Raw genomic sequence first — 14,205 nt, 5'->3', positions numbered from 1 at the left:
ACGGCACGCAATGATAGCGTGCCGTTTTCGTTTCTATCTCCTCTCCTGCTAGGCTATAGTCGTCATTGACGATACCTAGGCGAATCATACTGATACGCACACGGATGGCCTGCAAGGAGAACATGTGATCGTTGGCCCACTCTACGCGCTCATCGGCGCTGCGCTCATTTTAGTCACAGTTTGGACACCTTGGCTTGCTCTCGATGTACTGCTGCTTTGGAGTGGCATCGCCTTTATTGCAGTGAGTCTTGCATACTGGCGTAATCAGCCGCGCCTTTTCCGCAAGCGATACACCGGCCAACTCCCAACCCTCATCCATGGGGTATTTGCGCCATTTTTCGTTTGCACGCACCTTTATAATCGCTGGGCACGTCATCGTGATACCGAACCTGCTATTCAAAAAATTGCATCCGGCCTTTATGTTGGTGCTCGGCTGACTCGTCACGATCTAGACTACATTCAAACTCAAGGCATTGGCGGCATTTTGGACGTTACCGCTGAATTCGAGAGCTTAAACAGTTTTAGCGAGACCCGTGAAATCAGTTACCTCTCGGTGCCTGTCCTCGACCATGCGTATCCTTCCCGTAGCCAACTGATGCGAGCGTTGCAGTGGATCCATCAGCAACGCATGCGTGGCGAGACCGTGGTGGTGCACTGTGCGTTAGGCCGTGGTCGCTCTGTGATGGTGGCTGCGGCATATTTATGGGCCCTAGAACCGGACAAAAACCTCAACAGCGTGCTAAACAGCATTCGTTCAATACGTCCCAAAGCTCAGCTTAATCGGCGCCAATTTCGGGCACTATCACGCTTCCAGCAAGACGGCGCATTAAGACTTGATCGACCCATTGCTTGGATTATCGCCAACCCAGCAGCGGGTGGTGGTAAGTGGCAAAAGCACAAACGGTATATTCAAGACTATTTAGGCGAAGGCTATCGCGTGGTGGTCCATCATACTCGCCACAATCGACGTACCTATCAACTTGCGTGTCGCGCCGTGGCACACCATGCCGATGTCGTGATTGCCGCAGGCGGGGATGGCACAGTCAATGCGGTAGCGCGTGCGCTGATTAATACCGACACGCCGCTCGGGGTACTGCCCCTTGGCACCGCCAATGCGCTTTGTCATGCACTTTGGGGGATCAAATCAAAATTTCTCAGCATTGATGCCGCTTGTGAGGTGATTCTCGATGGCACCCCTCATCGCATCGACACCGCACGTTGCAATGGCCGTGTCGCGTTATTGGTTGTAGGTGTTGGCTTTGAGCAGCAAATGATCCGCTATGCGGCGCGTGAACAAAAAAACCAAAGTGGGCAATGGGCCTATTTGCAAGGGTTACTGGGTGCGGCAAATCAAAATGCCAAAATGACCTTATCGATTCGTATCGATAAGCAGCCCTCTCAAACCATTGAAACCACCAGCATGGTTATTGCCAATGCCGCCCCAATGACAACCTTGCTTGCCCAAGGCCGTGGTCAACCGAATCACGCGGATGGCAAGCTCGACGTCACTTGGTTGACCCCATCGGCAACCAAGACTGGAACAGTTCTCTCTCTCGCTGAGCTCGCCCTTACCAGCTTACTCGATACACCCGTCGGTCGCTTCACACATCACCAACAGGCGACCCATGTCGCCGTGCGCTTTCCGCATACCACCGACTATGTCATCGATGGGGAAATTTATCGCGACCGTAAGCTCGACATTCGTATTCAGCCACGATCACTATCGATCCTTTCTCCCGCTGTTGAGGACGAAGAGACTGATTGATACTGATTCAGTTTGTTGTATAGCGTTTTAGGGCTAATACCAAGCACTTCAGCCGTGCGCGTTTTATTGCCATCACAACGGGCCAAGGTTTGGGTAATGGCTAAGCGCTCTAGCGCGTCTAACGTAAGCGATTCGGGTAACATCATCGCCGTCGGTGTATTGGTAGGCATGCTCACCGCTTGCGGTAAGTCATCGGGCAAAATCGTCTCAGCACAAAGCAAATAGCCGTGCTCAATCGCATGTTTGAGTTCGCGAACATTGCCGGGCCAACGGTGGGCATTTAAGCGTTTTATCGCTTGAGGGTCGATCCCCTTCTGGGTGTGAAATTGATGATTGAGTTCGGCCAAAAAATGGGTCGTCAGTGCCTCAATGTCCCCTTCTCTCTCCCGAAGGGGTGGCACATTGACCACAAACTGGGCTAAGCGATAGTAGATATCTTCACGCAATCGTGAGGATGCGATTGCTTGTTGTGGGTCGCGGTTAGTCGCCGCGACAAGACGAACATTGGCGCGTTGATTATGTGTCGAGCCCACTGGGCGATATTCTCCGGACTCCAACACACGTAGCAACTTTACCTGCAGCGCTTGTGGCATTTCGGTGATTTCATCAAGAAAGACGGTGCCGCCTTCCGCTTGATGAAAAATACCCGCGTGATCTTGGTGTGCCCCTGTAAATGCGCCTTTCACATGACCAAACAACTCGCTCTCTATCAACTCAGGGCTCAGTGCCCCGCAGTTAATCGCCATAAAGGGGGCGTTAGGGTCACAACCTAATCGATGTAAGGTTTTCGCAACATGCTCTTTACCCACCCCACTCTCGCCAACAATCAATACGTTAGCACCGGTTGGACCCAGCCGTTTTAAGACTCGATACAAATGCCGCATGGGCGATGAACTGCCAAGCAAGTATCCGAACTGGTTCGCTTGACTCGTCAATATCGGTTTACTCGCTCGACAAGATTGTCCTTGCTGCATCAGCGTGTCATCGATGAACGCCTGAATCAACTCGGGATCCACGGGCCGCCGAAAAACCGTCGCGACACATTGTTGCGCCTTGGCATTCCAGTCGGGATGCGGGTCGCCACGGCTGAGTAAAAGCCACTCTGTGTCAGGCGATTGTTCCATCCGTTGCCAGATAAGCTCCGCATCGTCTCCCAATTCATCAAGATCACACACTACCAGATCCGCAGGCGCGGCTCGCCACGCCCGAAGTCCCTGCTTCACGTCCGTAACTCGTGTCGTGTCGATATCTGCCTGACGCAGTAAGTCGGTCATCCAGTTTATATCTTGCTCGCTTAACAAAAGAGCGACAGAAATCCGAGACATCACCGAGCCTCCTTGATGGGTGTTTCGTTACCGTGCCATAGGCGGACGGCTCTCTCAACAATGAAAGTCATTTTTACAGATTCATATGTAAAAATTACAGATCACTTGACTTAGCTCTCAGCAAGAAAAAACAAAAACTATTTATTTTTCAGTTAATTGAAATGTTGGCATGGCCTTCGCAGTAGACTCTTTCAGCAACACCACGAGGTTGCTCAAATTCATCAAATAAGGAGGGTTCAATGAAGACGACTCCGCAAGGTCGATTTCATCCTTTATTTGTCGCAATGGGGTTTGCACTTGCACTGGGTGCCACCAGCGCGCATGCAAGCAGCAACAATCAATGGCAAGATCAAGCCAAAGACGCTTGGATTGACGGTAAAGCTGAAACCATGCTGTTGGTAAACACAAACCTCAATAATTTCGATATCGACACAGATGTAGAGCAAGGTGTGGTGATACTCACAGGTCAAGTGGATACTGAACTGGATAAAAGCTTGGCCAGTGGATTGGTCGAAAAAATAGACGGCGTGTCCGGGGTTAAAAACGAACTCACTGTCTCGCAACAAGCAAGCCAAGCCGCCGATCTCGGTCAGACTGTCGTCGATACCAAAATTGCGGCGTCACTGAAGACAAGCTTGCTACTCGACCCAGACATCAGCGGCACCAACATCGAAGTGTCTGTTGATGATGGCGTTGCCACACTCTCTGGCAAGGTAAAAAGCGATGCGGCCCGCGATTTAGCCGTATTAATGGCGGAAAACGCACAAGACGTGGAACGTGTGGTCGATAATCTTGAGATAACCGGAAATGCATAAGCAATGACGGTAAACGTCATCAAATGCCACTGACTTAACCGAGGAGGGATTATGCGCCGCCAAGAGATGATTGATAAGTTCCATGAACGCTTACATAGCTGGAACCAAGAAATTGATAAACTTGAAGCAAAAGCGGATGTTGCCTCCGCGCATGCAAAAGCGGAATATCGCGAAACCATAGAGCATTTACGCGCCCGCAAAGCACAAGCGAAAACGCGCATCGATGAATTGCAAGATGCAAGCGATGAGGCATGGGATGAAATAAAACAAGGGGCAGAGCAAGCTCTCGGCTCGCTAAAAAGTGCCTATGACTCTGCCAAGCAGAAATTCTAACTCTGCCATGAAAGCAATAAACGCCGCTCCTCGGGGGCGGCTTTTTTATGTCGCTATGTTAAGGTGAGCCTTGTTGAGGGCAAGGAGGAACAATCATGCAGGCTCCCGCACTGTTCATAGCGATTTTAAGCGTATTTGGCGCAATGTGTGCCATTCAATTTGGCGCTTCGTTTGCCAAACAGCTATTTCCTCTAGTGGGTCCGGTAGGTACATCAGCATTACGTGTCGGCTTTTCGGCATTGCTGCTCTGCCTCGTCTTTCGGCCTTGGCGCCAATGGCCGCGAGGCCGACATTGGCGAGCCATCATCGTCTACGGCAGTTGTCTTGGCGGCATGATGTTACTGCTCTATCTAGCCATCGAACGGATCCCGCTTGGCATTGCGGTAGCACTTGAATTTACCGGCCCGTTGCTCGTGGCGTTGCTGTCCATTCGACGGGCGCGTGATAGTCTATGGGTTATTTTAGCGGTGGGCGGGGTCATCACCCTCTTACCCGATCTTTCTGGTGTGGATGCGCTTGATCCGATTGGCGTCGCCTACGCGCTTGCTGCGGGTGGCTGCTGGGCAGGCTACATCCTTTTTGGCCAAAAAGCAGGCAACCTTGCACCCGGTGGTGGCACAGTGGCACTGGGCATGAGTATTGCCGCTTTATATCTGGTACCAGCCGGTTATATCGCGACCGATGGCGCCATTTTGCAATGGCATTTATTGCCTTTAGGGATTGCTGTCGCGTTGATCTCTAGCGCCATCCCTTATTCGTTAGAGATGATTGCCCTTCGCAATATGCCCAAGCAAACCTTTAGTGTCATGATGAGTTTAGAGCCTGCAGTGGCAGCGATGGCGGGCTTGTTGGTGCTCGACGAACAGCTTGCGCTTCGTCAGTGGCTCGCCATTGGTATGGTGATCACCGCTTCACTCGGCAGCACATTATCGGCAAGACGCTCACGCACCCATTAAACAAATAGGCAAGCCGACAGACAGGTGCTTAAACTAAAAAAGGTGCCGCCATGGCACCTTTTTCATCTTAGTTCGAGTCTTGTTGCAATCCAGCCGTGTTAGCTCGCTTCACTGAGCGGCACGGTACGCACACTGCCTCGCTGTTGCTCAATATAATCCGCAATCGCGGCTTGTTGCGCTTCGGAGAGATATAAGCCGAGTTTAGTTCGACGCCACAGTGCATCTTCGGCGTGCTGCACAAATTCGTACTTAATCAGATAGTTGAGCTCAGCCTGATACACACCGTCTGCGAATTGATGGCCCATGTCAGCTTCGCTTTGACACCCAGCGAGCATTTGGTGTGTACGTGTGCCATAGGTATCTGCAAAACGTTGTGCCGTCACTTGCGCTAACCAAGGATAACGCTGCATAAACGATGCTGCTAACTGTTCGCGTGTGCAGCTAAAGTCGCCGCCCGGTAGCGCACCATTTGCGGTCCAAGGCTGACCCATCTTATCAAAGAAAGGCGCCAGTTTGCGCATGGCTGACTCTGCCAACTTCCGGTAAGTGGTGAGTTTACCACCGAAAATCGATACGAGCGGCGCTTGATTGCCCTGTTGCTCCAATTCAATGGTGTAATCCCGTGTGATCGCCTGTGGCGAATCAGACTCATCATCACACAATGGACGCACACCACTATAGCTCCAAACGACATCGTCTCGAGATAACTGTTTGGTAAAGTGCTGGTTAACCACATCGACCAAGTAATCCACTTCGGCATCATCAATTTTCGCCGCACGCGGATCGGCTTTGTGCTCCACATCCGTGGTACCAATCAGAGAGAATTTATCCAGATAAGGGATCACAAACACAATGCGACCATCGTTGTTCTGCAAGATGTACGCCTGTGGGTCTTGATGAATGCGTGGCACCACAATGTGTGACCCTTTGATCATACGAATACCACGAGGTGATTTCTCGTGCAGGCTATCATCATAAAACTGCTTAACCCACGGGCCTGTCGCATTCACCAAGGCTTTCGCTTTGCGCTCGAATCGCTCTCCCGTGTGGGTATCTTCTAAGGTGACACGCCAAATCGTATTCTCACGCTCTGCCGCGACCACTTGGCAATAGTTACGGACTTCGCCGCCTTTCTCACGGGTGTATTGCGCATTCAGTAATGTCAGGCGTGCATCATCCACCCATGCATCCGAGTATTCGAAACCAATCTTCATTTCGTCTTTCATATACCCAGTTTTGGCCAGATTTACTTTATGGCTGCTGGGCAACGTAGAGCGTTTACCAAGATGGTCATAGAGAAACAGACCACAACGAATCATCCACGCGGGACGTAAATAGGAGCGGTGCGGCAAACGAAAGCGCATTGGGAAAGCAATGTGCGGCGCTTTGTTGATCAAGACTTCGCGTTCGGCCAAGGCTTCAGACACAAGGCGGAACTCGTAGTGCTCTAGATAGCGCAAACCACCGTGGATTAGCTTAGAGCTTGCAGAAGACGTCGCTGACGCAAAATCTTTTGCGTCGTACAGGCCGACGTTCAGACCACGGCCTGCTGCATCGGCTGCGATACCCGCACCATTGATGCCTCCTCCGACGACCAGAATATCGAGTAAAGTTTCGTTATGAGTAGTTGGCGTAGTCATTGTTAGTCGACCTTGTTCCTTTTTGAGCGAACGAACATTTATTTATGGGTTTAACTGTATATCAACTTTCGTTTTCGGTCACTAAAAATGTTCGAAAAAAACCTATCGTCTGTGACTAATGTAGAACAATAGTTAACAACCTGAATGATATGTAAACTAAATACCGGCCTATTACGTAGCGTCGAACGCATTTTGACGGGAAGGTTGTCTATATCAGTCTGTTTTTGTAGACGTTAAGGCATGCATGAGAATAGCGTCTGGAATGATAAAAAAAGGGCGCGAATACGCGCCCTTGAGGAGAGGTAACGAGGATTAATCTTCGTCTTCGTTGTGCAGCGACGCCCAAGCTTGCGCACATTTCACCGCGCGTTTCCAACCACGGTAGCGACGGTTACGTTTTTCTTCGTCTTGATGAGGCTCAAAGCTTCGATTCAGTTTCGCTTTGTCTTTTAGCTCGCCCAAGCCGTCCCAGAAGCCTACAGCCATACCGGCAAGATAAGCGGCACCCAGTGCGGTGACTTCAGTCACTTCAGGGCGATGCACTTCGGTATCCAAGACATCGGCTTGGAATTGCATCAGGAAGTCATTCGCCACCGCACCGCCATCAACGCGCAGTGCTGCAAGCTTGATACCCGAATCTGCTTGCATCGCATCCAACACATCACGTGTTTGATAAGCAATACTTTCCAAGGTAGCTCGGATAATATGGTTAGAGTTAACACCACGTGTTAAGCCAACGATAGTCCCTCGGGCATACGCGTCCCAGTATGGCGCGCCAAGACCGGTGAAGGCAGGCACAACATAGACACCGTTTGACGTATCGACTTTGGTCGCGAAGTATTCAGAGTCATGAGCGTCTTCTAACACTTTTAGCTCATCACGGAGCCACTGAATCGAGGCACCGCCCATAAACACCGCCCCTTCTAACGCATAAGCAGGTTCGCCTTGTGGACCACATGCAACCGTCGTCAGCAAGCCGTGATTGGAAGTGACTTTTTCTTGACCAGTATTCATCAGCAAGAAACAGCCCGTCCCGTAGGTGTTTTTCGCTTGGCCAGCCTCAACGCACATCTGACCAAACAAGGCCGCTTGTTGGTCACCTGCAATACCTGCAATCGGGATCCGCGTACCGCCTTTACCCCCGATGTTGGTTTGACCGTACACTTCGGAAGAGCGGCGTACTTCTGGCATCATTGATGCGGGGATACCCAGTTCATCCAACATTTTTTGGTCCCAACACATGTCGTTGATGTTAAACAACATGGTTCGAGAGGCGTTGGTATAGTCAGTAACATGAACACGGCCTTGCGTCATCTTCCAGACCAGCCAGGTATCAACAGTACCAAACAGCAACTTACCGGCTTCAGCGTCTTCACGGGCTCCTTCAACGTTGTCCAAGATCCACTTCACCTTGGTACCAGAGAAGTAAGGGTCAAGCACCAACCCCGTATTATCACGGATATAGGACTCAAGCCCACGACCACGCAACTCTTCGCAGATCTCAGCGGTACGACGACACTGCCAAACGATGGCGTTATAGATAGGCTTGCCCGTTTCCTTATTCCATACCACCGTGGTCTCACGCTGGTTAGTAATACCGATACCGGCGATTTCATCACTGCGGATCCCGGTCTTACCTAAGACTTCAATCAGCGTTGAACTTTGCGTCGCGTAGATCTCCATTGGGTCGTGCTCAACCCAACCTGCTTGCGGGTAAATTTGGGTAAACTCGCGCTGAGAGACACCGACAATGTTCGCATCATGATCCATCACTACAGCACGAGAGCTGGTGGTGCCTTGATCAAGGGCGACGATGTACTTTTGCTCAGACATAATATGATCCTTTTGTTCTCTGTTATTTTAGTCGGTTTGGCGCCAATCGGCGCCATCCGTATTGTTTATGCATTCACTTCACGTGCGTCAGTTTCTTTCGCCTGCACCAGTGCTTCTTCATCGTCTTCACACTGATTTGGAATCGTGCAGCCGTGACCCGCTTGAGGTAGATAAGGCGCGATCGCTTTTGGATACAACCAGCCACCGAAGCAAGCACCTAGGATTGGCGCAACGATGGGAACAATAAAGTAAGGAATATCACGCGCACCAGTTAGGGCGTAATCCCATCCAGCTAGGTAAGCAAAAAATTTCGGACCGAAATCACGCGCGGGGTTCATGGCAAATCCGGTCAATGGACCCAGTGAACCACCAATAACCGCAATCAGGATACCAATCAGCAATGGGTTCATTGGCCCACGCGCTGCACCGTTGTTTTCATCACCTAACGCCAAGATGCCGAACATCAACACGGCGGTAATCACAAATTCGACGGCCATCGCGCCCATAAAGGAAATGGCAGGATGTGCATAGGTTGAAAAAATCCCGGCGGTGGCTAGCGCTTCAGGGCTACTGCGTACAATGTTATTGGCCAGTTCATACTCGACAAAGAGGTTGCTATAAAGGCTATAGACCAGTGCCGCCGAGGCAAAGGCACCGAGCATTTGTGAAACGATATAAGGCACGACCTTGCTTTTTTCAAAGCCGTGAAAAGCAGCCAGTGCAATGGTGACAGCCGGGTTGATGTGCGCGCCCGACACCCCCGCGGTACAGTAAATGGCAATCGCCACCCCGAAGCCCCACACAATACTGATTTCCCATTGGCCGAAGTCGGCGCCTGTCAGTACCAGGGCGGCGACACAGCCCACACCAAAGAAGATGAGCAAGCCCGTGCCGATAAACTCGGCGACGCACTCTCCTAATAAAGTCGACGCTTTTCTGTTCATGATGATTATCCTTGTCACTGTTAGTAGGGTTACACGTTCAAAACCACACTGACATTTTGCATACTCTCATCATCTCGAAAACAAAATAACAACAAAAATGAGCGTTCGAGCATATATCGATGAATTGTTGCTGACATTTTTGTTAAGCACATCATCATTTGAGCAGGTTCGCGCACAATTTGAGCAGATCGGAGGAGTGGATGACGTTAACGCCACGTAAAATCGGTCAACATCTCATCAAAAGAAAAGGAGAGCCGAGGCTCTCCTACTCACGGTGCTGAAAACACCATGGTTTATTGGTCGTCCGGCTTGGACAAGGCTTGCTGGGCCGCATGGCCAATCGCATCGATATCGGCGTTGTGCGAGGCTAAAAATCGCTCAAACAAAGGCATCAACGCGCCCATCTTTTCGTCAATGGCATCTCGCACGGTATCAACCACCACTTGCGTGCCGCGTTCGATTTCAACATTGATCGCTGTCCCCGCCTGTTTGGCCTCGAAGGTTGTCATTCTGCGCGTCTCTGGGATCAACCACACCTCGAACCAAGCTTCGTTTTTATTGACGTCAGATACCGTCAAACTGGCCCCGTTGAGCGCAATGTAGCCTTTCGGGAAGATGTACTTCATCCATTCGTGAGGTACAGAGACGCGAATGCGATAGTTATCGTCAATCTGTTGAACGTCTAGAACGGTAGTATTGAAATCAATATGGCCAGATAGCGGGTGCCCACCCACTTCTGCCCCTTCTTTGGCCGCGCGTTCAGCATTCACCGTGTCGCCCACGTCTACCGCTTTTAATGTGGTGACGGCAAGGCTTTGCAACATCACATCAAACCGTACCAAGGTTTCATCAAGCTGCTCAGTAACCGTTAAACACACACCATCGATAGCGATGCTGGCACCAATTTCAAGCCCCTCGCAAAATCCAGCGGGGAAGCGGATATCCAGAGTTCGTAATCCACCCTGATCGCGGCAGCGCTCAATGGTCGCGACCGCTTGAATAATCCCAGTAAACATAGCCGTTCCTATCGTTAATTTTGGCTCATCATACTGCGAAGTCGCTGTATTCGCCACTCACTCAATAAGTGATAATCACTATCATTAGCATTGCTAGATTGACGAGTTAGGCGTATAGTGCGCGCTTTTATGCGTCAGTAAAGTTTTATGAGCATGCAGTATCCTCTTTTACGCTTTGCCATCTTGGCAGCGCTTTCCATGAGTGCCCAAGCCGCGAGTACCGACGGCACATCTGTTCCCAAAGAGATTGAGACCGTCAAAGTACAAGGCGAGCAGCTAAAGCACCCAATTACCCTTATCTCCCCAGGAAAATCCACGTTAGAGCTGGATGATATTCAACGCGAACAAGCCCACAACATCGGTGAACTGGTAATGAAAATGCCAGGCGTATCACTTGATGGTGGTGCGCGCCCGGGTAGCGAACGCATTAATGTCTGGGGATTCTCACACCCTTCCGCGCTCTCGATCCGTGTCGATGGCGCTCCCGTCGGATTTCAACAATATCGCTATGGCAGCTTTTTTCTTGACCCTCAACTGCTACGTTCGGTACGCCTTGTCAAAGGCGACCATAACGTTCGCGCCAGCCTTGGCGCTTTCGCGGGCAGTTTTGTGATGGAAACGAAAGAGGCATCTGACTTTCTTGACCCAGATTCATCGATTGGCGCCATGGCGCAAGCGGGTTTCAACAGTGTGAACCAACAATGGAAGCGCAGTGTCACCACCTATGGTGCGTCTGACTCTGGGTGGTCCGTACTATTGCATGGCTCTCGACGTGATGCCGATGATATCGAACTAGGCAACGGTGATGTTTTTACCTTCTCTGGCTACCGTCAACACAGTTTGCTGGGTAAAATTCGCTATCAATCCGACGCACACAATATGATGTTCAGCCATACGCGCTATGATGACCAAGGACGAAAGCCATGGGCAAACCGACGTGGTGCCATGCCATCGGTAACCGCCTATAAAATAAAAAAGTATGGTAGCTACGATGCCGCGTTGTTTGCCGCCTCAGTGGACAATCATTATCGCGAATACACCAGCACCCTCAATTACAACTACCAGCCTTACAATGATTACATTGATACCAGTGTCGTCATTGCACACTCACAAAATCATCGCTATTGGGAACGCCCGGATAGTACCTATCAGTCTTACATCACATCAGGCCAATATGGCCACCAAGTCTGGTTATCCTATGAGCGCTGGTTTGCCGAGCTAACCAACACTAGTCACTTCGGTGATCACGAAGTCATGGTGGGGGCGCAGTATCAGAACCAAGACAGAAACTCGCACGTTTACAACCATACTTATCGCAAAAAGCCAGAAAAGAACTATGGCTACTTTACGCCATACTTTGAGCCCTCGGGCGAGCAACAAACCGCCAGTGTGTTCGTTCAAGATAAGTACTTTATTACCCCAGATCTCGAACTCACCGCATCGCTGCGCTACAGCCATATTCGTTCTCAAGGGGTCCCAAACGCCGCGCCAGACTATAATGACCCGTCCGTTGGACACGATTACAGTGCGGTCTCACATCAAGGTTGGGAACCGCGTATTGCATTAACCTACGATCTGAGTTCAGCCACGCAAATTAAAGCGGCTTATGCCTATGGTTTAAAAGCACCGACCATTGATGAGCTCTACACCGTGCAGTTTTCGAGAGCGTCTAAGCGCGCTGCCACCAGCCGCGATCTCTCAGTCACACGTATCAATGCCTATTTATTGGGCGTGTCTGATAAGCGTCAGAATGCCTTGTTCGAAGGGGATCACCTAGCAACAGAGGTGACACTGTTTTGGAATGATGTCATTCATGACGTTGCGCAGCGTCGTGGGATCAATGCGACCAAGCAAAAAGAAGGCTACTACACCAACCTCGACGGACTCTATACCTACGGATTTGATGCACAGGTACAGTATCGTCTCAACGATTGGTTTACAGATGCCTCTGTCTCTATGGTACGCGGCAAACACAAAGGCTCATTGCGTGACAGTACCGGCGACGACGAGTATTGGTATGACAATCCGCCCCTCAGCGCCTCACTCGGCGTGGGTCATCAATTGACCGATACGATTGAAATCGCGTGGCAGGGCCAATACTGGGATGAGCAAGACCGTATTCCAGAGAATCCCTCACTGCACACAGCCAATGTGGAGAGCGACGCCTACTTCTTCCAAAACCTCTATGGAGAATGGACGCCGCGTGACGACTTTACGCTACGCGCCACCATCGCGAACCTGACCGATCAGTATTACACGCCCTACCTATCTGCCGGTGTGCCCGCTGCCGGACGCGATGTACGCATAAACGCCACCATCAAGTTCTAGGCTATCCTTCACAGCAAGATAGCCGAATAAAAGCCGCCTGCGCGGCTTTTATTCGTTTGGACCAACATCAACGCCTTTAACCTGATAAATATCATGGTTTATTTTGGATCCAAATCACGGTATTTATAACGATTCTTTACCTCCCCCGACTTATTCGGAGGCAACACATGACGACCATTGCCGTATTTAGTGCCAAATCTTATGACAAGGCCGCCTTTGCTCATGCTAACCAAGCGTTTGGTTACACACTCGAGTTTCATGATTTTCAGCTCACCGCCAAAACCGCCAAAATGGCCCAAGGGGCGGAGGCTATTTGCGCGTTTGTTAATGATGATCTTTCCCGCCCTGTGCTAGAGATTTTAAGTGACGCCAATATCAAACTGGTGGCGTTGCGATGTGCTGGCTACGATCGCGTCGATTTGGAGGCCGCAAAATCGTTGGGGATCACCGTCGTTCGCGTACCTGCCTATTCTCCCGAATCGGTCGCGGAGCACACGGTGGGCATGATGATGTGCTTGAACCGACGCTTTCATAAAGCCTACCAACGCACACGCGATGCCAACTTTGAACTCGATGGCTTAGTCGGGTTTAACTTTCACGGTAAAACGGCTGGGATCATTGGTACGGGTAAAATTGGGATCGCGACCCTGCGGATCCTAAAAGGGCTTGGTATGCGTTTGTTGTGCCACGATCCTTACCCTAACCCCCTTGCGATTGAACTCGGTGGTGAATACGTCTCGAAAGAAACACTGTTTGCCGAAAGTGATGTGATTTCTCTGCACTGTCCAATGTCCAAAGACAACTATCATCTGCTCGGCGAGCGTGCTTTTGCTCAAATGAAAAAGGGAGTGATGGTGATTAATACCAGTCGCGGTGAATTGCTCGATTCAGTGGCCGCCATTGAAGCCCTCAAGCAAGGCCGTATCGGTGCGCTTGGTCTTGACGTGTATGACAATGAACGGGAGCTATTTTTCCAAGACAAGTCTAATGATGTGATTGTTGATGATGTATTCCGTCGCCTCTCTGCATGCCATAACGTGTTATTTACCGGACACCAAGCGTTTCTCACCAAAGAAGCACTGCACAATATCGCAGATACCACGCTCACTAATATTCATACCGTCCTGAACGGCGAGTGTTGCGAGAATCAAATTGCAGACGTCGAAGATCGCAGTGACTAACTTGCTTTAAACGTCGACCGTATAGAAAGAAAAAAGGCCTGAATAATCAGGCCTTTTTAGAGTTGGTGT

General features: G+C 50.5%; 11 protein-coding genes. 6 read left to right on the top strand and 5 right to left on the bottom strand.

Annotated features, from left to right (window positions below; all coding sequences use genetic code 11):
• The first annotated feature begins 124 nt into the window (after positions 1–124).
• Positions 125–1,765 (top strand): diacylglycerol kinase family protein, encoded by a 1,641-nt coding sequence (locus BZJ19_RS01890; protein ID WP_157891149.1) that lies wholly within the window; start codon positions 125–127, stop codon positions 1,763–1,765.
• On the opposite strand, the gene BZJ19_RS01885 is transcribed toward BZJ19_RS01890, so the two are convergent.
• The gene (locus tag BZJ19_RS01885; RefSeq protein ID WP_077674425.1) at positions 1,708–3,090 is read right to left on the bottom strand and encodes a sigma-54 interaction domain-containing protein; all 1,383 of its coding nucleotides are present in this window, start codon (positions 3,088–3,090) and stop codon (positions 1,708–1,710) included. The genes BZJ19_RS01890 and BZJ19_RS01885 overlap by 58 nt on opposite strands.
• Positions 3,091–3,329: 239 nt before the next feature.
• On the opposite strand from BZJ19_RS01885, the gene BZJ19_RS01880 reads away from it, so the two are divergent.
• From BZJ19_RS01880 to BZJ19_RS01870, 3 genes are all read left to right on the top strand, one after another.
• Entirely contained in the window at positions 3,330–3,905 is a 576-nt protein-coding gene (locus BZJ19_RS01880) for a BON domain-containing protein (protein ID WP_077674424.1), read from the top strand.
• Positions 3,906–3,956: 51 nt separating this feature from the next.
• Positions 3,957–4,238 carry a sll1863 family stress response protein gene (locus BZJ19_RS01875; protein ID WP_069587494.1) on the top strand — a complete coding sequence of 94 codons (282 nt, stop codon included), beginning with the start codon at positions 3,957–3,959 and terminating at the stop codon, positions 4,236–4,238.
• A gap of 95 nt (positions 4,239–4,333) precedes the next feature.
• The gene (locus BZJ19_RS01870) at positions 4,334–5,194 is read left to right on the top strand and encodes an EamA family transporter (protein WP_069587493.1); all 861 of its coding nucleotides are present in this window, start codon (positions 4,334–4,336) and stop codon (positions 5,192–5,194) included.
• Between the two features lie 98 nt (positions 5,195–5,292).
• Here the strand turns inward: BZJ19_RS01870 and glpD are convergent, their stop codons facing one another.
• The 4 genes from glpD to BZJ19_RS01850 all read right to left on the bottom strand — a co-directional run bounded on the left by glpD (position 5,293) and on the right by BZJ19_RS01850 (position 10,627).
• Positions 5,293–6,834 carry a glycerol-3-phosphate dehydrogenase gene (gene glpD, locus BZJ19_RS01865; protein WP_077674423.1) on the bottom strand — a complete coding sequence of 514 codons (1,542 nt, stop codon included), beginning with the start codon at positions 6,832–6,834 and terminating at the stop codon, positions 5,293–5,295.
• 312 nt (positions 6,835–7,146) lie between these two features.
• Complete coding sequence (glpK, locus tag BZJ19_RS01860; RefSeq protein ID WP_077674422.1) at positions 7,147–8,667, bottom strand: glycerol kinase GlpK; 1,521 nt, start codon at positions 8,665–8,667, stop codon at positions 7,147–7,149.
• Between the two features lie 65 nt (positions 8,668–8,732).
• The gene (locus BZJ19_RS01855) at positions 8,733–9,611 is read right to left on the bottom strand and encodes an MIP/aquaporin family protein (protein ID WP_077482021.1); all 879 of its coding nucleotides are present in this window, start codon (positions 9,609–9,611) and stop codon (positions 8,733–8,735) included.
• A gap of 293 nt (positions 9,612–9,904) precedes the next feature.
• Entirely contained in the window at positions 9,905–10,627 is a 723-nt protein-coding gene (locus tag BZJ19_RS01850; protein ID WP_077674421.1) for a riboflavin synthase subunit alpha, read from the bottom strand.
• A gap of 153 nt (positions 10,628–10,780) precedes the next feature.
• On the opposite strand from BZJ19_RS01850, the gene BZJ19_RS01845 reads away from it, so the two are divergent.
• Together BZJ19_RS01845 and BZJ19_RS01840 are read left to right on the top strand one after the other, a co-directional pair.
• A complete protein-coding gene (locus tag BZJ19_RS01845) occupies positions 10,781–12,955 on the top strand; it encodes a TonB-dependent receptor domain-containing protein (RefSeq protein WP_162274205.1) in 2,175 nt (724 codons plus the stop codon).
• Positions 12,956–13,122: 167 nt separating this feature from the next.
• Entirely contained in the window at positions 13,123–14,136 is a 1,014-nt protein-coding gene (locus BZJ19_RS01840) for a 2-hydroxyacid dehydrogenase (protein ID WP_077454924.1), read from the top strand.
• The last annotated feature ends 69 nt before the right edge of the window (positions 14,137–14,205 follow it).

This window comes from Salinivibrio proteolyticus (assembly GCF_001996165.1).
GTDB classification, from domain to species: domain Bacteria; phylum Pseudomonadota; class Gammaproteobacteria; order Enterobacterales; family Vibrionaceae; genus Salinivibrio; species Salinivibrio proteolyticus.
This window is presented reverse-complemented; position numbering and strand designations above follow the sequence as displayed.